The sequence below is a fragment of the Pseudomonas sp. B37(2017) genome (assembly GCF_002112885.1).
Classification (GTDB): domain Bacteria; phylum Pseudomonadota; class Gammaproteobacteria; order Pseudomonadales; family Pseudomonadaceae; genus Aquipseudomonas; species Aquipseudomonas paraglycinae.
Genome location: NZ_NEIX01000004.1, coordinates 139374 through 160551, shown reverse-complemented (window position 1 = coordinate 160551; position 21178 = coordinate 139374). Strand labels below are relative to the sequence as shown.

Genomic DNA, 21178 nt, shown 5'->3' with positions numbered 1-21178 from the left:
GAGAACAAGAATGTCTACGCCCCAACTGGACGAGCTCAATGAAGGTTTCGTGAAGGCAATGGCCGCTGCGGTGCTGGGCAAAAGGCTGTGGACCGGTGAGAGCCGGATTCGCACTCTCGAAGAGCTAAGTGGGTATCTGTTGGCCGATCTTCAGGACAAGGCGCAATTGGAAGCCACGAAGGTTTCCTCCACTGTGCGGACTTTGCAGCAATTTGTTCATTCGGTATTCGGGGGAACCGAACCGGGTTTCACAAACGTTTATTTCGAGCCGGATGACCGGCTGTATTGGGATCAGTACTTGAGCCGTTACAGCAGGTGGTCGGCCAACCAGGAACTCATGACTCATGCGTCAAACTACATCGATCCGACATTACGTCTGAACAAAACCGCGCTGTTCCGCACGTTCGAAGGCAATCTGCAACAGAGGCGGCTGAGCAACGCATCGGTCAAAACCGCTCTGATGGGTTACACCAGGGGCCTCCAGGAGATAAGTGACCTGGACGTGCTCGCCGGCTACATCGATGGGAAAAATACCCGCCAGGCAGATTACTACCTGATCGGACAGGAGCAGACGCCGCCGTTCGCTTACCACCTGCGCAGTGTCAAGGTTCACGTTGACGTGAACAGCATAACGATCGGCCCTCATAACTGGAGTGAGTGGCGCAAATGCGACATTGTCACCTCGGGCAAGGTGGTGGATATACGATGCGTGATCTGGCTCGGGCGGCCGGTTCTGGTCTGGTGCGAGTGGGTCGAGCGTCAGGTCGATACCAATGGTGTGGTGCAGTCACCCTGGAAATTGCAGATTCAACTGGCCTTCAGTTCTCTTAACGATCAATGGTCAGCCCCTTTGACCTTGTGGCGTCAAGAGTGCGAACACGATGTCTCCAACGGACGGCTGATCGCTTTTTCTCAAGGCGATGGCGATCCTCGTGATGATTTGTTGAGCGTGTGTTACACCAACCGCCAAGACCTGGGCGGGAAGGCACCGCTGCATGAAATAGAAATCCATGAAACCCGCGATGCGCGAATGAACAAGGTGCCGGGGGATATCGACACCCAGCTGCAAATGGTCTTCGGACGTTTCAACAATCCAGCCAGTCTGCAACAGAAGGTGGTGCCAGCGGATTATTCGCCAATCACCGTCCGCACCCAAGACATAGTGGCAGGGCCTGTCAGTGAGAGCCTGTATCTGGACGCCGTCTACACACGCGAGCAATGGACGGACGGAAAATTTTACGAAGTGCTCAGAGTACGCGGACGCTGCGATGCGGTGCAGGAACGTGGACGCGAACTGCAGCAGTTGTCGATCGGCTGGAGGGCAATCCATGGCACAACGTATACCGACGTCGAGATTGTCGGTGTCGGCGGGCAGCAGGTCAGCATCACCCTGACGACAGGACGCCAACCGACGGATATCCATCTCGTACAACTGCCTGAAGGTGCGGGTAAGCAAGATGTCCATTCCTTTGCCATCAATGACTTCGAGGAAGCAACGGTAGGAGACGGAATCTGGGTGGCCAAAGCCGAGGTCGACCTCTCAACTGCAGCACTGTCTTATCTGCTCGAAGCCACCCCGGAACAAATTCGGGGCGGTGCCGGATTTACCGTCGATGTCCTGGGTGTAACGGTATCGAACGACAAAAACCTGCTGGTGCCCAGGATTCTCTACGTGCCTGCGCAATTCGAGTTCGGCATGGATGCACGACTCGCGGACGACCCTCCGAACTGGCATTCGATCGCCGATTTGCGCGGCGACTATTCAACGCCCTGGCTGGTTTTTAAACGAGATACGAGTTCGAACAGCGTCAATTATTTTCCCATTGATGCGGAGATCCCTTTTACGTTCGGCGCAGTTCAGGGAAAAAAGCGGTTCTTTTTGAAATTGAACAAGCGTCCCTCCCAGTACCAGACCCCCTTCATCGACAAGGTCAGTAGTAAAGGTTCGCAGTTCCTGAGTTTCAACAATGCCGAACAGAAGCTCAAATATGCTCGACTCAACTCAGAGTTCGGCGCAGTACTGACCAGTCTGGCGGCAGTGTCGGTCGAGGCTCTGCTCCACTGGACAACACAGCATATCCAAGAAAAAAAACTCCCCGATGATACGCTCGAACCGAACGGCCCCTTTGACGGCTGCAATGGTCGGTACTTCTGGGAGCTGTTCTATCATTGCGTACATTTGGTCGCCAGGCGCTTTTCGGAAGCCGGTTCTTATGGCGAAGCGCGACAATGGTTCGAGTTTATATTCGACCCGTTGTCACCCGAAATTCCGCCAGACCCCAGGAACCGCGATGTGATTCCCCGGGACGCGTACTGGCTCTGCCGCCCGCTGAAAATCGACGCTGTCAATTGTTCGTATGAGAACCCGGCTCCGACGGATCCGGATGCAATCGGTTATTGCGCACCGATTCACCACATGATTGCCATCTTCCTTCATTACGTGGAAAACCTGATCGCCGAAGGTGATGATTTATACCGTCAGCTGGATTACGACAGCATGGTCCGCGCCAGCCTTCTGTACAGCAAGGCGCAGATGCTGATCGGTGAAGAACCGGTCCCTCAGACGGCCAGTATCTGGACCCCGGTGAAACTGAGCCAATTGGTGACGAAGATCCAGGGCCGCGAGTCCCTCAAGACATTTGAGGCCCGACTTGAGGTCGGACTGGGGGATGTGCCTCTTTCAATGCAGGGGCAACCGCGCCTGGGACTATTGGGTACCAGTGTATTCAAGGACGGCATCAACGATCGGCCCAACCGATTGTGGACACTGCTGAACTCTCGGCTGAAGAACTTGCGAGAGAATCGTTCGATCGACGGTCAGCCCTTGTCGATTCGATTGTTCGCACTACCAATGGATGCGCGGGAGCTACTGATTGCACAAGGCAACGGTACGCTGGGCTCGTCTCGCGATCCCGGCGGGCAACTGAAGGTGGTGCCTTACAAATGGCAGACCGCTTTCAACCTGGCGATGCAGCTTGCGGATTTTATGATCCAGCAAGAGGAACTGCTCAGGTCGTGGATGGAGTTGCGGGACCGGGGCGAGCAGGAGGAGCTGCAATACCGTCATGTCATCGAGTTGGCCGACTACAACCGCTCGATCCAGGTAGCGACAATTGCCCAGCAAGAGTTAATCGCGGAATCGCTGCGTCAAAGCGAAAGTCTGGTCCAGGCCCAGGTGCAGCGCTTTGAGGCATTGATCAAAAAGGGGGTGTCCGAGGCCGAGAACAGGGTTCTGGAAAAGAACCGAGACGCGCGTGATGTCTCAGTGAGTGCCGGCGTACTTCAGACCATCGGGGCCGGGCTGGATTTAATACCCAACATTTATGGGATGGCAGCCGGTGGCATGCGTCCTGCGGCCGTGCCCTACGCGGGTGCCGAGTTGCTTCAATTGATCGCACAGTTCTGGAGAAGCGAAGCCGAGGAGTCCAGCATCAATGCGGGTCATCAACGGCGTGAGGAGGAGTGGATCTTTATGCTCGAGCAGGCCAAAGCCGAGGCGCGGGTGCTGCGCGAGCAGTATCAGGCTCAGGAACAGGCGATCATTGCCGCCCGGGCAACTCTGCAACTTACAGAAGTGGTCAACACACAATCCATGGAGATGTTCGCGTTCTACAAGCGGCGTAGCACAAACCAGGAATTAAGTAACTGGGTCGTAGGGCAATTGAAGTCATTGCTGTTTCAACTATACGACTTGGTGGTCAGTCACTGCGTCATCGCTCAGCGCTGTCTGCAGTATGAAATGGGCGACTTCACGATGCAGTTTATCCGCCATGATGTCTGGTATGACGCCCGACACGGATTCAACGCGGGTGCTTCTTTGAAGATGAATCTGTTGCAGATGGCGGCAGCGCGGCTCAAGCGTGACGAGCGTCGGTTGCAACTGGAAAAGACGATCTCTCTGAAGGAACTTGTCATTGAAGAGGAATGGAATGACTTCAAGACTTCAGGGGAATTGCGTTTCAAGCTTAACGAGGAGCTCTTCGCTCAAGATTATCCCTCGCACTACTGCCGTCAGATCCTGGAGTTGAGATGCACTTGCCCCGGCTTGCTCGGGCCGTACCAGAATATTCGCGCCACGCTGGTGCAATTAGGCAGTTCTATTGTCGTAGAGCCGAATATTGCCGCTGTCAAAAGCTTGTTTGAAGGTGTTGCCTCTACGGATTCCGGGTCACTGGTGGAGAACCTGCGCCCGCATCAGCAGATAGTGTTGTCCAGAGGCTTGGACGAGAACGGTATTGCCGAACGGGGAGGCGATGATCGTTACCTGCCGTATGAGGGCACGGGTTGCCATTCAAGCTGGCAGCTGACGTTTCCCAGAGCTGCTCAGCCTGGTCAGGCCAGCCTTTTGCGCTCTTTGACTGACATCATCGTGACGATCACTTATCAGGCCCGGGATGGCGGCCCGGATTTTGCCCGCGAAGTTGAGGTTTTGCTCTCCGGCTCTCCAGCGACCGGTAGATCAAGCGCATCGGGTCGCGCCAGGAGGATGCCTTCATGAGTGATAAAGATAGCCGCGCCGATGAAAGCTTTTTATACAACGGGTTCTTCCCTGAGGATCTGGAGGGATGGGAGGTAAATGACGGGCGCCGGGTCACCCACCAGACAGCGAGGTGGGAGGAGAAGTCGATTGGCTTCATGGGGGCTGTTGATACGGGAGCTGGCTGGCAGACGGTAAGCCTGGCTGAGTATCCGCGCCCCCGTCCCGGCAAGGCAGATTACACGTTGGATTTCATGTACCAGGCGTTCTCGGTAGAAAGCCCAGGGACACTGAGGATCAACCCGGGTCGTGGAGGTGAATACGATGTGGACCTTGTTCCGTCACTCCAGAAAGAGCACGCACAGGGCCCTAGCCCGGACCTGTTGGATCTGGAGCTGACTCCACTCAAAGTAACGCTCCTGCTGGACGAGGAGGAAACGACTGTCAAGATTTCTGTCATCAGCCCGCCAAATCCCTTGCCAGTCCACCCGGGCATTGTGTGTTTTACATCCGCTAAGTTGTTGCTGTGTCTGGAACCCTTGCAGTTGGACTCCGTGACGGTTGACGGGGAAGTTCAGACACAGCGTCAAGTGCGTCTGTGCATTGGTGCGACACATAGACTTGCCTTCCAGGTTCATCTCGAAAATGCCTGGCATAAAACGCGGGCAGAATTATGGAATCTGGACGATGCCGAGAACGTTCTCAGCGCGAGTCCTGACTGGAAGCAATCCTATCCGCTTGATAAGGATTGGCAAATCACCTGTCGATCAATCATGGAGGACGTCCAGATTTCGAACCTCCTTGCCATCCAGACCGTCTACACCGCAGACCAGTATCTTCTACCTGTGATCTCCGGTCATTTTCATCTGGATGTCATTGCAGAGATGCCGCCTGAGCACTACCCGGTTATTGCCCTCGGTCAAGGTGTGGAGTTGAGGGTGAAAGTGGTCTCTCACTTCACCCGTATGGCCTTGGCCAAGCGTAAGGTCATTTTTACGCTTGAAAGTACGGGAGAGGTATTGTCAACGCAGGATTCGGATGAAAAGGGCGAAGCGGTCTTGATCTACAAGCCGACCCTGAAAGGCGCTTTTGTAATCAAGGCAGAGGTCGAAAGCTACTACAAACCGGAAGACGCTCATTTCCGGCTCGTTTCCTTTGCCTTTCAGGAGGATCCCTGGACGAGCACCACACTACGACTGGATGAACTCGATGCGTGGGTCTGGGGAAGCCGAACGGCTTTTATCAATCGCGGCGCCAGCCACGAGATAGAAATGATGTTCACGGATGCCAATGTCCTGAACGACTCCGAATTGAAGCTGAATTGGATAGGGGATGTCACGCCGGGGGAAATGGGCCTGACCCTCAAGCCTGATTTCGAGATCGGGCAGCCTGTCACCGATTCTAAAGGAGCCTGGAGCGCTGACTGTGCAAACCTCACAAGCAGCAAGATCGGGTGGAATCTAAGATGTTCGAGATTACTGGAGCCCTCTCCCCTTCAAACCGTGGACCTGGCTCACAATTGGTTATCCATCCACAACCCGTATCAGTCATCTAAGTTCCCGGCCGTGGGCGGTCCCGACCTGATACTGTCCGTCGATATTGAATCGAAGGTGCCCGGTGTAGGGGGCGTTACGGGAGTAAAAACTTACTGGCGTATCGATGATGGAACGGAACAGGAGGTACTGACAGACGTTGGCGGTCAGGCTCAATTTGCATTGAAGCCTGAAGCAGAGGGCGAGCTTGTAGTCACGGTGAGAGTTGACAGTGGCTACGATTCAATCGATCCCACCGAGCAGTTCTCAATTTATATATATGGTGAAGATCGTTGGGCGCAGTTGGCCTCCGTGACGCTGGATGGCCGACTGGAGGGAAGCACCGGGCACATCTGTTTTCGTGATACGCCACCTGTGGAGCTCAAGATCATGTCGGTTGAAGACCGTCTGATTGACGAGTTTGTCACTGTGGAACTGATCAGTGAGTCCGATCCAGAGTTGCAGTTTGATGTCCATCCTGATCCGGCTACTCCCCGTAAGGTGACCACTGAGGGCCTTGGTTACCAGGTCAGCTCCACCTATCCGAGCAGTTCACGCTTCCAGTTGATCGTTCGCCATGCAGCATTGGGCTCGTATGTGCAGCAGGGAATATTGCTGCCACCCATTCTCCAGGACCTCGGAACATTCACTGTGGACGGCCATGAGTTGGCCGCGGGCGAAACGTTGTACGCCTGTATTGGCGCCAGTCACGAATGCGTTTTCACGCCTGCCGGTGACAGCCTTGTAACCGGGCTGATGATGGGAGCGAAGTTGATGGAGGGCGACAAACTCAACATGCAATTGACGCCCGAAACTGATCAGAAAATCGAGAGCGCCGGCGTGCTGTGGAATGTCGATGCCACACTCAGCACTGAGGGCGATGGCCAAGGCATTGTGCTCAGCCTGCCTGAGGCCGATTTCGATTATCCCAAACAGCCTGTCTCGGTGGGCCACCACCGAATAGTGGCTACCACGCGTGGGCCGGCATTTGATCCGCAGGTGGGGGAGACAGTCTCTCTGGAGATCCAGGCCAAGTCGTTTTACACCCGTGACGCAGTGTCAGGGCTTGCGGTGATGTTTGAAGACTCAACGGGTTCGAGGCCTTTCACTACTGACGGATCGGGTTGGGCCCGCTGTCTCTTCAGGGCCACAGAACCGGGGAAGTTTCAAGTCACAGCCACGCCCCCCAGTCCTTATGATCAAACGCCCACGTCCTATCTCTTTGAAGTAACGGTTCTGCCGCTATCGACGATCCCACCCGAAGAGGAATGAATCATGTCTCGACAAACCCAAGCAGCATCCAACGCGGTTGAGATTGCCGAAGTGCGTGAGGCCATGTTTGATCCTGTGACCGGAGAAACGGTTTCGCTGGCCGTGAGGGTGATTGACTCCGGTACTCGCGTGGCCGCATCCGATCAAGAGGTGATCTTCAACATCTCGACGCAGCCGGAGGAGTTCCGGGTGAAGACGGACCAGAGCGGGTGGGCGCTTTTACGCTATACGGCGACACAGGTTGGGGATATCGCGGTGACCGCTACGCTGGAAACCGATCCGACGAAAGCAGCCTCCCACACCTTTCGCTTCAAGACGCTGGCTGCCGGTGTCTGGAGTGATGCCATCTTCCATTTGAATGCAGAGCCTGTCGGCACTTCATGGGGGGAAGAAACCAGGTTTCCCCGTAATGCGGGAACTCATAGCATCACGCTGAGGGTTACCAATCCAGACAGTGCGTTGCTTGGCCGCGCCTTTACTCTGGGCCTGACCGGGTTCTCATCGGCCACTCAACTGGGAATTACAGGTGTGCAGCCGGCACTGGGTGTTTGGAGAACCTTGACGATGACCGGGCTGGTTTGGCAGTTCACTACCAATGCGGGAGGAGGGGCTTACAACCTGGTACTCGGGGCAGAACGCATACTCAAACTGTCACCGGAAAATCCAGTCTCTCTGGGGGCAACTGTGCCTGATGACGTCGCCGACGTAACCTAAAAAGTACCGGTCTTCTTCCAGCTCAAATACCGTGTTACCAGCCCGGTACCCAATTCCTCCGGACCGGCCTCTACCACCGCGATACCCTGTGCACTCAACCGCTCATGGTGTTGCGCGCTGGTGTTGAGATAATCCACGGTCGCGCAGTAAGTCAGCGTTTCATCCAGTGTTTGCACCGGATGATGGCGCAGGTCGTCCAGCACGGTTTCCCGCAAGCTTGCGACCAAAACCCGATGTTGCTGACTCAAGCGCTGCACGGCACTCAGCAGTTCTTCATCGTCCTCATCCCGCACATTAGTCACCAACACCACCAGCGCCCGCCGCTTTTGCCTTGTCAGCAACTGATTCACCGCCGCCGGATAATCCGCCGAACGTCGTGTGCTATCCAGATCATAAACACCGTTGAGCAACACCTTGAGCTGTCCCGCCCCTTTGACCGGTGCAATAAACCGCGGCTGATCGCTGGCGAAGGTCATCAACCCCACCGCATCTCCCTGCCGCAACGCCACATAACTCAACAGCAGACACGCATTCAACGCATGATCGAAATGTGACAGCTCGCCGTCCTGACTGCGCATCTGCCGGCCGCAATCAAGCATGAAGATGATTTGTTGATCCCGTTCGTCTTCGTACTCCCGGGCAATCGGTGTGCGATGGCGGGCGGTGGCTTTCCAGTCGATCTGGCGCAGGCTGTCGCCTTCGCGAAATTCGCGCAGTTGATGGAATTCCATCCCTTGGCCACGGCGTTGGCGCTGGCGTACGCCGAGCTGGCTGAGCCAGTTGTCGACCGCCAGCAACTGGCCGCCGTAGAGGCGGGCGAAGTCGGGGTAGACGCGGGTGTGGTCGGTGATGTTCAGCAGGCGTTTGCCGGACCACAGGCCGAAGGGGCTCGGCAGGTTGAGTTCGCAGGTTTCGAAGGTGAAGTGGCCGCGTTTGAGCGGGCGCAGGCGATAGCCGATCAGGCTGCGCTGGCCGGGTTGCAGCTCGGTGGAAAGCGGCAGGTTTTCGTGGCTGAGGCCGTCGGGTACGTGGTCGAAAATTTGAATGGCCAGTGGTGGGTCGAAGTCGTGTTCGATTTCCAGCCGGATTTCGCTCCAGCGACCGAGGGCCAGGCTGCCGGGCATCTGTCGTTGCACGCGGGGCGAGGGCAGGCGCTTGAGGCGCAGCGCGTCCAGCAGGCTCAGCGCAAACAGCGCCAGCAACAATCCCCAGTTGATCGACAGCAGGCTCGATGGCACCTCGACGTCCAGCGCCTGCAACGCGCCCAGCACAATGCCGATGGCCAGCAGGATCGCCAGCCAGATCAACAGCAGGCGCGAGGGGTTCACAGGCGCGGCGCCGGTACTTGGTCGAGCAGTTGCTGAAGGACTTGATCGACTTGCAGCCCTTCGATGTCCAGCTCCGGTGCAAGGCGTACGCGATGGCGCAACACCGCCAGTGCGCAGCCCTTGATGTCGTCCGGGATCACGAATTCACCGCCGCGCAACAGGGCCCGGGCGCGGGCGCAACGCACCAGTGCAATGGAGGCGCGTGGCCCGGCGCCGAGGGTCAGCCCCGGCCAGGTGCGGGTGCTGCGGGCGAGGCGCACGGCGTAATCGAGCACCTGATCATCCAGCGGCAGATCGCTGGCGATGCGCTGCAGGGCTTGCACGTCCTTGGCCTGCAGCACGGTGCGCAGCGGTTGCACATCGAGCATGTCGGCGCGGGTCGAGCGGCTGACCTGCCGCACCATGTCCAGCTCCTGATCGGCGTCGGGGTAATCCATGCGCACCTTGAGCATGAAGCGGTCGAGTTCGGCCTCCGGCAGCGGGTAAGTGCCTTCCTGTTCGATCGGGTTCTGGGTGGCGAGCACCATGAACGGTTGAGCAATCGGCAGCGCCCGCCCTTCGAGGGTGACCTGACGTTCCTGCATCGCTTCGAGCAGGGCGGCTTGCGTCTTGGCCGGGGCGCGGTTGATCTCGTCGGCCAGCAGCAGGTTGGTGAACAACGGGCCTTTGCGCAGTTTGAACTGCTCGGTCTGCAGGTCGTAGACCGCGTGGCCGGTGACGTCGCTGGGCATCAGGTCCGGGGTGAACTGAATACGCGCGAACTCGCCGCCGAAGCATTTCGCCAGGGCGCGTACCAGCAGGGTCTTGCCAAGGCCCGGAACGCCTTCGAGCAGCACGTGACCGCCGGCGATCAGCGCGGTCAGCACGTCGTCGATCACCGTGTTCTGGCCGATCAGCGCCTTCTGCAATTCACCGCGCACCGCTTGCGCCAACTGGCTCGCGCGCTGGCGTTGCTGGGCCGCGTGGCTGGGCGAGCCGGATTCGATGTGTTCGGTCATAGCGTGTTCCTCAAGGCTTGCAGGTGGGCGACCTGACGGCAGAGTTCGGCGCTGGACAGACGCCGCTTCGGTGCCGGGCTCAGGGCCTGGCTGATGGCACGGGTCGGTTGGCGGGTCAGGCGTGACAGCACCAGCCATTGTTCGGCGACGTTCAGTTGGTCGAAACCGGGATGACGGTGACGGGCGCGGCGCAGGACGTCCTGCTGCAACGCTTGCAGCAAGGTCTGTTGGCCGTTGTGACGCAGGATGAAATCGGCACTGGCGCGCAGGTGTTCCATCAACTGTCGACGACCACTCGGAGCCGGCGCCTGCACCGGCCCGTGACGTACGCCGACATGCCACAGCCACAGGCCGATCAGCGCGAGCAGGGCAATGATGGCTTGTGGGAAATAGCGCCAGAGCAGGGTCAGCAGACCGTCGTGTTCGGTGTTGTACAGCAGCGTCACGGCGGTGTCGGCGCTGAGGTACCAGAGCAGCCAGGCATTGTCGTGTTGCGCAATGGCCGGGGTTTTCCACAGATCGGCATCGGTGACCACGGTGATCGTGCCGAGCCCGAACGCCAGTTGCATCATGTGCGTGGCTTTTGCGCTGTTGGCCCAGGCTTGGGCGAGGTTTTTCGGGTCGTCGAGGTGGAACGCGGTGTCGAATCCGGCATAGGCGGGCGCGTCTTCGTCTTCCAGATAGAGCTTGGTCAGATTGGGCCAGGGATCTTCGGCGGCATCCGGTGGCGCGCCCTTGAGATCCTTGGTGAAGGATTGGTGCAGTTGCACGCGGTCGAGCAGCAGGTCGTTGCTCTGGCCGGTCTTTTCATCCCAGATCGATTCGGCGACGAACACCAGCCTTCCACCGGCCCGGGCCCAGTTCAGCACCTGATCGACCTGACGCGGGGTCATTTTCGAGCGGTCGTTAAACATCAGCAGCGTGTGCTGGCGCGGATCGATATCGGGCAACACGGCGAGGCTTTCCGCATGACTGACGTCGATCCCGCGTTCACGCAGAAACATCTCCGCTGCCAGATAAGGATTGGCTTGCGCGGCGGGGGACGGGCCGTGATCGACCTCGGCCTGGTAAGGCGTGGCCTTGAGGTACAGATAAATGCCCAGCGCACCGAGCAGGGCGACGATCAGCGCGCCGCCCAAAAGCCAGAGCGTGCGCCGGCTCAACGGGCGACTCCTTGGCCAAACAGGGTGCGCCAGCCGTCACACAATTCCTGTTGCAGATGCGCCGCCGGTACTCGGTGCCCATAGGCCATGTTCTGCCAGTGACCGGTGAGCTGACGGCTATAAGTGAGCAGGTCCGGTCGCTGCAACTGTTCGATCCGGGCCAGCACTTCGTTTTCGGTGTCGGCGGGTTTCAGGGTCAGGTTGAAGTCGTGCAATAGATGACTGAGCAGTGCCCGGTACAGCAGACCCAATGCCGCGCGCGGCTCGGTTTGCCAGAGCTGTTCCGCATGGCTGGCTATGTCATCGGGCAGGCTTTCCTTTTGCAGATCCAGACCGAAGGCTTGTTGCGGCAAGGGCCTTTTGTTCGTTTCGGGCAAGCGCGGACGGCGGCCGACGAACGTTTGCAGAAAATCCCGATAACGCCAGACCAGCCAGCCGAGCCCGGCGATCACCGCGCCCCACAGCACGACTTCAATCGCCTTGGCCAGACCGTCGAGGTGTCGGCCGTCCAGCCAGTCGAGCAGGGTTTTCAACCATCGCGGTACCCCGCCTTCCTTGGGTTTTTCGGCAGCAGCAGGATCTTCGCCGAAGCGATAACGGGTGACGGTTTCCTTGTTCTTGAACGGCGGTTGTTCGAGCAAGGCCTTGATGCTGTTGCGGGACGCCTCGCTGGTCAGCGGCTGGTTCAAGAGACGCGGTGCATCCGAAGCAGTGGCGGGGTCGGCAGCCCAGACTGATGGCACGCCCGGCAACAGCAGACACACCACCAGCAGCAAGCCGATTGCGCTGCTGTTCAAACGCTGACGCAAGCGGCGGAACACCAGTTCGATGTCCCAGGCTTCGAGGACGGTGCGGCGGTTCAGGTACAGACTGAACCCGCAGGCGACATACACCGGTTCCCAGATCACCAGGATCAGCGCATAGAACGCATTGGTCAGATGCTCCAGCCAGCGCCATTCGTAGTCGGCCGCGAAGATCAGGCTTTGCCAGTCCCAATCGGTTTCGACCTGTTGCGGCAGAAGCAGGTAGAACAACACCATCAGGCCGATCCACAGCGCCGTTTCGAGATGCACGCCGATGATCGTCAGCCACTGCGCGGCGCCGGCATTGCGTTGCAACAACACCTGCAAACGCTGCTGGCGGGCGGTGCCGTCGAGGCCTTCGAGTTGCAACACGGGCAGCAGGAAGCTGCGACTGAGGCTGAGGCGGCGCCAGGTCAGGCTGGCGATGAGTTGCGGCTTGAGCAGGCGCGGCCATTGGCGCAAGGCCTGTTTCAAGATGGGTGTTTCGCCGAACAGCGCCTTGGACAGGATGTACAGCGGCAGGCGTTCGTAGGCCGGTTTCAGCCACCAGAAGATGAACACGGCGAGCGACGGTGAATCCCACAATAACAGGCTGAGCACCGCGAACAGCGGCAGGGTGACGATGGCCCAACTGGTCATCAGCAGGCGCCGATGTTGCTGGCTCATGAGCACGCCCAGATCCATGGCTTCCCAGGTGGTGCGCGGACGGATCGCCACGGTTGCGTCACTCAGGCGCATGGCGGGTCCTTCCGGCGAACAGCAGATAGAGCGCCACGCAGAGCCAGAGCCCGGCGCCGACCAGGTATTTGGTCTGCGGCGTAACCCCGGTGCGCGACGACCAGTAGGCTTCGATAAACGCGGCGATCAACAGAAACAGCATCACGCCGCAGATCAACAGGATGCTCTGGCGCGCCGCGATCTGCAGGGCCTCGATTCGTGTCAGGCGTCCCGGCGCGATCAATGCCCAACCCAGTTTCAGTCCTGCCGCGCCGGCCAGGGCGATGGCGCTGAGTTCGAACGCACCGTGCCCGATCACGAACGACCAGAAGGTCTGGCCAAAGCCGATTTCACTGAGGTGTCCGGCCACCGCGCCGATGATCAGCCCGTTGTAGAACAGGAAAAACGCACTGCCCACCCCCAGCAGCAAACCGCTGGCGAAGGTCTGAAAGGCGATGCCGATGTTGTGCATGATGTAGTAGCCGAACATCACCCAGTCTTCGCTCGCCGCGCGCTCGGCCGAACGCCCGAGATGGCCGGCGGCGGGGTCGTACATGCTTTGCATCTCGCGCACCTGATCGGCGGGTATCAGGTTGTAGACCAGCTCCGGAAACAGGAAAACCAGCAAACCGAAACCGGCCAGGCTGCCGAAGAACAACAGGGCGGCGGCCAGCACGAAGCGCCATTCGGCGCGCACCAGCCGTGGAAAACCGGCGAGGATGAAACCCAGCACGTTAGCGCCGAGCTGGCTGCGATGCCGGTAAAGCTGTTGATGCCCGCGCAGCACTTGCTGTTGCAAGGAGTCGACCAGAAAACTGCTGTATCCACGTTCCTGCGCCAGCGCCAGATGCTGGCAGAGTCGGCGATAGGCCTTGGGAAATTCCGCGACCTGCGAAGTGTCCTTGCCTCGTTCAAGTCGTTCGAGGGCGAGGGTGAAACGCTCCCATTCGGCCTTGTGGCGGGTTTCGAAAAGGCTTTGCTTCATGTCGGACCCAACAGGCCGCGAGCGATGCCGTTGAGTTCACCGACGGCTTTCGGCGCGCTGATGTGCAGCGGCTGGGCCAGCAGTGCAGCGAGTTCGTTGACCCGCGCTGTCGACAGTTCACCTTGGCGTTCGGCGAAGGCGAGCAGGGCGCGTTGTTCAGTCAGGGTCAGCGGGATCGGTGAGCGGCGGGGTTCGGCATCGGGCAACTGCGGGCGCTTGAGCGGGCGTTCGCTGTAGATCACCAGCGTGCCGGCAGCGATGTCGCCGAGGCGTTTGAAGGTCGGGTGTTGCAGGCAACTGATCGCACCGAGGAAATAGCCGAACGGCATCAGGTCGACAAAACGCAGCAAATTGCGCAACAGGGAGGCTGACCAGCCGACCGGCGTGCCATCGTCGTGCACCACCCGCAGGCCCATCCATTGCTTGCCCGGCGAGCGGCCCTGACGCAGCACTTCGAACAACACCATGTACCACCAGCTCACCACGAACAGCAGCAATGAACCGAGGCCGATACCGAGCTTGCCAAGCAACGCCAGCACCATGAGCAGCAGGCCCAGGATCAGCCCGCGCAACCCCAGATCGATGGTGAACGCCACGGCACGCACCGTCAGGCCGGCGGGACGCAGCGGCAGGTCGATGCCTTCCGGCGTTTCGACCTGGTGCCGCGTATCCAGTGGCGGGGCCAGCGGTGCTTTCCTTGGCGGTGCTGTGGTCTCGAGCATGGGCTACCTGATGTTGCCGGATCGGGATGCAAGTGCGTCCGATGCTAGCAGTCTCTCGGGGGGAAACGACATAACTATGTCATACACATCCTTCAACCAAAGGTGACTGAATGATGCGGCGCTGGCCGCGACCGCAGTCGAACGCCTAGACTTTGCCGATCTTCAGTTCAGGAACCGCCCGTGACTTCCATTTTCTGGTACGACTACGAAACCACCGGCATCAATCCCCGATGCGACCGCCCGTTGCAGGTGGCCGGGATCCGCACCGACCACGAACTCAACGAAATCGACGCGCCGGTCAATCTCTACTGCCAGCCCAGCGAAGACATCCTGCCGCACCCGGCGGCGTGCGCGATCACCGGCATCACCCCGAGTCGTCTCGCCGAACAGGGCTTGAGCGAAGCTGATTTCATGACCCGTGTTCACGCCCAGCTCGCGGCACCCGGCACTTGCGGTGCGGGGTACAACACCCTGCGCTTCGACGACGAGATGACCCGCTACAGCCTGTACCGCAACTTTTTCGATCCCTATGCCCGTGAATGGCAGGGCGGCAACAGTCGCTGGGATCTGATCGATGTAGTGCGCGCCGCCTATGCGTTGCGCCCGGACGGGCTGGTTTGGCCGACCGATGACGAGGGCAAGGTGACGCTCAAGCTCGAGCGCTTGACCGCCGCCAACAACATCGATCACGGCAATGCGCACGAAGCCCTGTCGGACGTGCGCGCCACCATTGCTCTGGCCCGGTTGATCCGCGAGAAGCAGCCGAAGCTGTATGACTGGCTGTTCCAGTTGCGCAGTAAACAGAAGGTCATGGATCAAATTCGCCTGTTGCAGCCGATGGTGCACATTTCCGGCCGTTTCTCCGCTGCGCGCAGTTATGTCGGCGTGGTGCTGCCGCTGGCCTGGCATCCGCGCAACAAGAACGCGCTGATTGTGTGTGATCTGCACCTGGATCCGCAGGGGCTGCTCGACCTCGATGCCGAAACATTGCGTCAGCGCCTGTATACCCGGCGCGACGATCTGGCCGAAGGCGAGTTGCCGGTACCGCTCAAGCTTATTCACATCAACAAGTGCCCGGTGGTGGCGCCGTTGGCGGTGCTGAGAGCTGAAGATCAGCAGCGTCTGGGTCTGGACATGGCGTTGTATCAGGCGCGTGCATTGCGACTAAGTGACGCACAACAAGTTTGGAAAGATAAAGTCTCGGCGATTTATGCCAGCGAAGATTTCGCCTCGAGTGAAGATCCCGAACAACAGTTGTACGACGGATTTATCGGTGATCGCGATCGTCGTTTATGTGAGCAAGTGAGGGCGACCGATCCTGCTCAATTGGCGCGAGAGCAATGGCCGTTCGATGATGAACGTTTGCCTGAATTGTTGTTTCGATATCGAGCACGTAACTTTCCCGATACGTTGAATTTCGAAGAGCAAGAACGCTGGAAAATCTTTTGCCGGCAACGCTTGTCCGCGCCGGAGTGGGGCGCCCCTAATACCTTGCAATCTTTTGCCGAGGCCATGGAGCAATGGCTGCTTAGTGCTGCGCCGATGCAGGCCGAGGTGTTGGTTGAATGGCAGAACTATGTCCAGGCATTACGCAAACGTTTGGATCTTTGAAATCGAACATGTCCGGCGCTTGAATGCCGGGCATAAAAAAACGCCAGCATTCGCTGGCGTTTTTTTATGTCACAGAAGCGCTCTGCGACAAGGGTTGCGGCTTAGCCCAGCAGGGTAGCCCAGCCTTCAACCACGTCACCGCCCCACTTGGCTTTCCACTCTTTCAGAGTTTTGTGGTTGCCACCTTTGGTTTCGATGACTTCGCCGTTGTGCGGGTTTTTGTATTGTTTAACTTTGCGAGCACGCTTGGTGCCGGTAGTTTTGGCTGCGCCGCCACGTGGTGCTTTGGTTTTGGACTCTGGATCCAGCAGCGCGATGATGTCGCGCAGGGATTTGGAATATTCGCCCATCAGTGTGCGCAGTTTGCCTTCGAATTCCAGCTCGGCTTGCAGTTTGTCGTCTTGCGACAGGTTCTTCAAACGGGCTTGCAGCTCTTTGATAGCTTCTTCGGTGGCACGATATTCGTTGATCAAGGACATGATTACTACCTTATGTGGGAGTGCGCGATGGCAGGGGACAGTGCGGCAATAATAGTCAGGCTGTTTCATCAAGTAAACATTTAACCGGGGTTTTTATTTGAATTAGTTACGTTGAAAAGCCGTGAATTGGATGTTCAGTTAAATAATGTGATGGAGTCTTCACAGATATTCACACAAGCCTGTTCATGCATGGCTATTACTGCGCCATCATTCTGGCGTTTGCCAGCGTCAAAAAAGCTGCGACGGGCTGCCGTGAGGCTCCGAGGGTCATCAATACTGCAGTTTTCCCGCGCAGTCGCTAGAATGGCCGCCTTTGCGAAGTTCTGGAGTTTCCCCCTCATGCGCACTTTTCGGCTGGTGATTTCTTGCCCGGACCGCGTTGGCATCGTTGCCAAAGTCAGTAACTTTCTGGCGGCCCACAATGGCTGGATCACCGAAGCGAGCCACCACTCGGATAACCAGGTCGGCTGGTTCTTCATGCGTCACGAAATCCGTGCCGATTCCCTGCCTTTTGGTATCGAGGTGTTGCGCGAGAAGTTTGCACCGATCGCCGAAGAGTTCTCGATGGACTGGCGCATCACCGACACCGAGCAGAAAAAACGCGTGGTGCTGATGGCCAGCCGCGAATCCCACTGCCTGGCTGACCTGCTGCACCGCTGGCACAGTGATGAACTCGATTGCGAGATTTCCTGCGTGATCTCCAACCACGACGACCTGCGCAGCATGGTCGAGTGGCACGGCATTCCTTATTACCACGTGCCGGTCAATCCGCAGGACAAGCAACCGGCCTTCGATGAAGTGTCGCGTCTGGTCAAGCACCACGACGCCGAAGTGGTGGTGCTGGCGCGCTACATGCAGATCCTGCCGCCGGACATGTGCCGCGAATATGCGCACAAAGTCATCAACATTCACCACAGCTTCCTGCCGTCGTTCGTCGGTGCCAAGCCGTACCACCAGGCTTCGATGCGCGGCGTGAAGCTGATCGGTGCGACCTGCCACTACGTGACCGAAGAGCTGGATGCCGGCCCGATCATCGAGCAGGACGTAGTACGCGTCAGCCACAGCGACAGCATCGAAGACATGGTGCGTTTCGGCCGTGACGTCGAGAAGATGGTGCTGGCCCGTGGTCTGCGTTATCACCTGGAAGACCGCGTGCTGGTGCACGGTAACAAGACCGTGGTGTTCTGATTCACGATCGTTCCCACGCTCTGCGTGGGAACGCCTCTTCAGACGCTCCGCGTCTGCTTTGGGACGCAGAGCGTCCCGGGCTGCGTTCCCACGCAGAGCGTGGGAACGATCCACGGACCTTGAGGACATATCGATGAGCGATCCACTGGACAAAGCCACTTCCAAGGCACCCGCCACCCTCGGCGAGGGCTGCTTGAGCCGCTATGACCCGGATGACCTGAGCCCGGAGGACGGCACGGAGTTTCCCGGCGCTGCCGAACTGTGGGAACAACTCAAGGACGAAGAGGATGACCTCAAGAAGCCTGTCTGACGCTCAGCAGCTTTTTCAGCAACGGCCGGCCCAGCATCAATAGAAACACCGGACCACCGACCAGCAGATAGAAGTAAAACGTCACCACCCGCCAGATCAGGATCGCCGCCGCCGCGGTCGATTTGCCGACCATCGGCGCCAGCAGCGCCGCCGAGGTCAATTCCGCTGCACCGGCACCTCCCGGCAACAGGCTGAATTGCCCCGCACCCAGCGAAAGCATCTGGATCAGAAACGTCCAGGCCCACTGCACATCCGCCCCCAGCCCGCGCAACGCCAGATACAGCACACTGTATCGCAGCGACCAGTGCACGCAGGTCAGAACGAACACCTTGATCAATGTCTGCCACGGCAATTTCAGCGCATCGGTGAAAGCGGCCAGAAAGTGCAGCAACTGCCGCGCCCAGCGCCGTCGAGTGCGGGGTTCGACGTTCATCCCGGCCAGCAGGCGCCCGCTCAGGCGAATCAAGCGACGGTGATAGCGCGCGACCAGCACGCAACTGAACAGGCCACCGGTCAACGACAGGGCACTGACGATCAGCAACCATTCCATACGGTCGCTGAGATGCTGGAACAACGCGTAGATCAGAATTCCGATCAGGGCGCAGAGAAAAAACAGCAGATCGCTCAACTGATCCATCGCAAACACGGCGCTGCCCCGGGCCGGGCGCACGCCGCTGCGGGCCAGCAGCGCCATGATCGTCAACGGCCCACCGCTGCCGCCGGGCGTGGCGCACCAGGCAAATTCGGCGGCCATCACCACCCCGAGGCTTTTGACGGGCGTGACCCGGTCACGCTGATCGCCGAGCAGCAGCCGCAGACGCAAGGTGTTGATGCCCCAGCACAGCAGAACCATGGCGAACATGATCAACAGCCAGCGCAGCGGAAAGGCCTGCAGGCGCTCCCAGGTTTCGCCGCCCCCGAGCAGGACGGGCACCGCCACGGCCACCAGCAGGCCGATCATCAATAGAATGCCGCGGCTCAAGCGGCACGCTCGGCTTGAGTTTGCTGGCGCGTCAGCCAGTCGATTTTGGTCATGGGCACGCGTCCGTCCGCCAACAGTCGTTCAAGGGTGCGCCACCAGTAATCCCGGGAAAACCGGTGGCGCATGTCCACCGGGTGCAAGCCTAGACGAATCACCGGCGCCTGACGCCAGCGCTGCTCACGCTGTTCGCTGATGACCTTTGACATGCCGCGACGCCAGGCGCTGCGTGCGCTCCACACCAGTCCCGGAGCCTCGACCGCAGTGAAATCCGGCAAGTGATAAAAATGCTGCCGATCGCTGGTGTAGCGCAGCGGCAATTCGCGCAGTGCCTGGCGCGTGCCGGCGCTCATCAACCAGGCGGGGGCGACGAAACCGTGCAGCGGCCAGTCGTGGCGCCGAAACAAATCGATGCCTGGGCGCAGGCGGGCGAGGGCGGCTTCACGGGAAAGTTGATAGAACTCGCCTTCATGGGTGTAGACCCGGCGCATGAACCAGTCGCGCGCCGTGCGCGGGCCGGGTTCGGTGTCTTCATGAAAATGACCGTGCAGGGCCAGTTCATCGCCGCGAGCGACGCGCTCGTCGAGCATTCGACAAAACGCTGGATGGCCTTCAAGTGCATCGTGTCGATGGAAATCCGGGACCACCAGCCACGTCATCGGGACGTTGCCCAATCGGTCAACGGCTTCGACGAACGCTCGATAATCGGCCCACGTGGAAGGCGCCACGTCATGCAGCACCAGCATTAGCGTCGGACGCTCGTGAGATTCAGCCATTGGCCACCCGCGGAACCGAATCGCCAAGTACGGCGTGATAATGCCCCAGCAGGCTGTCGACCACCGTGTCCCAGGCGTAATGCCGTTCGACATGTTGGCGTGCCTGTTGACCGAGTACGCCAGTCCCGCGACTGAACAGTTCGCGCACGGCATTGGCCATGGCTTGCGCATTGTTCGGCGCGCAGAGCAGGCCGCAGGATTCGCTGACGATTTCCTCGAACGCCCCGGCCGCCACCGCCACTACCGGAATGCAGCAGGCCATGGCCTCCAGAATCACCAGACCGAAGGTTTCCTGATCGCCGGCGTGGATCAGCGCGTCGGCACTGGCCATCAGCCGCGCGACCTGCGCGGCCGGGCAGAACCGGTCGATCACGCTGACGTTGTCCGGGACGGACGCCGGCATCGACGAGCCGACCAGCAACAGGTGATAGCGCGGGCCCAGGCGTTTCATGCAATCGAGCAGCACTGGCAGGTTTTTCTCCTTGGAACCGCGACCGGCGAAGATCAGCAGGCGCGTGTCCTCGGCAATCCCCAGCTCGCTGCGCAGTCCGGCATCGCGGGCATCCGGATGGAAGGTGTGCAGATCAACGCCCAGCGGTTGCACGAAGACATTGCGCACGCCCAGTCCGCTGAGCTTGTCGGCCATGACCAGGCTGGGCGCCAGCACCCGGTCGAAATTGCCGTACAACTTGCGCACATACGCATCGATATTCGGCGTGACCCAGTGGCCCATGCGGTTGCCCACTAGTAGCGGCAGGTCGGAGTGATAGAAGCCGATCACCGGCACATCCAGCTGCCGACGCGCATCGAGCGCGGCCCAGGCGGTGAGGTACGGGTCGCCGACTTCGATCAGATCGGGTTGCAGCTCCTGCAGGACGTTTCGCCAAGGGGCCAGGCGCAGGGGAAAACGATAGCCCTTGCCGAAGGGCAGGGCGGGGGCGGGAACCGTATAGACGCCATCACGTTCGCCGAAATCCGCGCCGGGAATCAGCAGGCTGTGGCGGATGCCGGGCTTGACCCCCAGCCGACGGTGCTTGGCATCCAGATAGGTGCGCACGCCACCGCTGGCCGGGGCGTAGAACATGGTGATGTCGGCGATATGCACGGTGAACGTCCCTCCGCGT

General features: G+C 59.3%; 16 protein-coding genes. 6 read left to right on the top strand and 10 right to left on the bottom strand.

Features of this window, described 5'->3' with window-relative positions; translation table 11 throughout:
* Positions 1-10: 10 nt before the first annotated feature.
* From CAF90_RS12610 to CAF90_RS29565, 3 genes are read left to right on the top strand one after another with little or no spacing between them, the layout of a single operon-like run.
* Positions 11-4498: a neuraminidase-like domain-containing protein gene (locus CAF90_RS12610; protein ID WP_085606655.1), complete on the top strand. Its 4488-nt coding sequence runs from the start codon at positions 11-13 to the stop codon at positions 4496-4498.
* Entirely contained in the window at positions 4495-7281 is a 2787-nt protein-coding gene (locus CAF90_RS12605; RefSeq protein ID WP_085606653.1) for a hypothetical protein, read from the top strand. The genes CAF90_RS12610 and CAF90_RS12605 overlap by 4 nt, the downstream gene beginning before the upstream one ends.
* Before the next feature lie 3 nt (positions 7282-7284).
* On the top strand, positions 7285-7995 hold the full coding sequence (locus tag CAF90_RS29565; protein ID WP_170929380.1) for a hypothetical protein: 711 nt from the start codon (positions 7285-7287) through the stop codon (positions 7993-7995).
* Here the strand turns inward: CAF90_RS29565 and CAF90_RS12595 are convergent.
* The 6 genes from CAF90_RS12595 to CAF90_RS12570 are packed head-to-tail and all read right to left on the bottom strand — an operon-like array spanning position 7992 to position 14711.
* Positions 7992-9323 carry a DUF58 domain-containing protein gene (locus CAF90_RS12595; protein ID WP_085606651.1) on the bottom strand — a complete coding sequence of 444 codons (1332 nt, stop codon included), beginning with the start codon at positions 9321-9323 and terminating at the stop codon, positions 7992-7994. The two genes, CAF90_RS29565 and CAF90_RS12595, sit on opposite strands and share 4 nt — an antisense overlap.
* Positions 9320-10321, bottom strand: a complete 1002-nt coding sequence (locus CAF90_RS12590) for a MoxR family ATPase (protein WP_085606649.1) — start codon at positions 10319-10321, stop codon at positions 9320-9322. Before CAF90_RS12590 ends, CAF90_RS12595 begins: the two co-directional genes overlap by 4 nt.
* Positions 10318-11484: a DUF4350 domain-containing protein gene (locus CAF90_RS12585; protein ID WP_085606648.1), complete on the bottom strand. Its 1167-nt coding sequence runs from the start codon at positions 11482-11484 to the stop codon at positions 10318-10320. Before CAF90_RS12585 ends, CAF90_RS12590 begins: the two co-directional genes overlap by 4 nt.
* A complete protein-coding gene (locus CAF90_RS12580; RefSeq protein WP_085606646.1) occupies positions 11481-13025 on the bottom strand; it encodes a DUF4129 domain-containing protein in 1545 nt (514 codons plus the stop codon). Before CAF90_RS12580 ends, CAF90_RS12585 begins: the two co-directional genes overlap by 4 nt.
* Positions 13012-13989, bottom strand: a complete 978-nt coding sequence (locus tag CAF90_RS12575; protein ID WP_085607023.1) for a stage II sporulation protein M — start codon at positions 13987-13989, stop codon at positions 13012-13014. Before CAF90_RS12575 ends, CAF90_RS12580 begins: the two co-directional genes overlap by 14 nt.
* Positions 13986-14711 carry an RDD family protein gene (locus CAF90_RS12570; protein ID WP_085606644.1) on the bottom strand — a complete coding sequence of 242 codons (726 nt, stop codon included), beginning with the start codon at positions 14709-14711 and terminating at the stop codon, positions 13986-13988. The genes CAF90_RS12575 and CAF90_RS12570 overlap by 4 nt, the downstream gene beginning before the upstream one ends.
* 180 nt (positions 14712-14891) lie before the next feature.
* Between CAF90_RS12570 and sbcB the strand changes: the two genes are divergently transcribed.
* On the top strand, positions 14892-16322 hold the full coding sequence (gene sbcB, locus CAF90_RS12565) for an exodeoxyribonuclease I (RefSeq protein ID WP_074688370.1): 1431 nt from the start codon (positions 14892-14894) through the stop codon (positions 16320-16322).
* A 101-nt stretch (positions 16323-16423) separates the two neighbouring features.
* Here the strand turns inward: sbcB and mvaT are convergent, their stop codons facing one another.
* Positions 16424-16801, bottom strand: coding sequence for a histone-like nucleoid-structuring protein MvaT (mvaT, locus tag CAF90_RS12560; RefSeq protein ID WP_007951234.1), 378 nt, complete (start codon positions 16799-16801; stop codon positions 16424-16426).
* 339 nt (positions 16802-17140) lie between these two features.
* Between mvaT and purU the strand changes: the two genes are divergently transcribed.
* Positions 17141-17989, top strand: coding sequence for a formyltetrahydrofolate deformylase (purU, locus tag CAF90_RS12555; protein WP_007951233.1), 849 nt, complete (start codon positions 17141-17143; stop codon positions 17987-17989).
* 133 nt (positions 17990-18122) lie between these two features.
* On the top strand, positions 18123-18299 hold the full coding sequence (locus CAF90_RS29560; RefSeq protein ID WP_007951232.1) for a hypothetical protein: 177 nt from the start codon (positions 18123-18125) through the stop codon (positions 18297-18299).
* On the opposite strand, the gene CAF90_RS12550 is transcribed toward CAF90_RS29560, so the two are convergent.
* The 3 genes from CAF90_RS12550 to CAF90_RS12540 are packed head-to-tail and all read right to left on the bottom strand — an operon-like array spanning position 18283 to position 21159.
* Complete coding sequence (locus tag CAF90_RS12550; RefSeq protein WP_085606642.1) at positions 18283-19281, bottom strand: lysylphosphatidylglycerol synthase transmembrane domain-containing protein; 999 nt, start codon at positions 19279-19281, stop codon at positions 18283-18285. The genes CAF90_RS29560 and CAF90_RS12550 overlap by 17 nt on opposite strands.
* Positions 19278-20054, bottom strand: a complete 777-nt coding sequence (locus CAF90_RS12545) for a DUF2334 domain-containing protein (protein ID WP_085606640.1) — start codon at positions 20052-20054, stop codon at positions 19278-19280. Before CAF90_RS12545 ends, CAF90_RS12550 begins: the two co-directional genes overlap by 4 nt.
* Complete coding sequence (locus tag CAF90_RS12540; RefSeq protein ID WP_085606638.1) at positions 20047-21159, bottom strand: glycosyltransferase family 1 protein; 1113 nt, start codon at positions 21157-21159, stop codon at positions 20047-20049. Before CAF90_RS12540 ends, CAF90_RS12545 begins: the two co-directional genes overlap by 8 nt.
* Between the last annotated feature and the right edge of the window lie 19 nt (positions 21160-21178).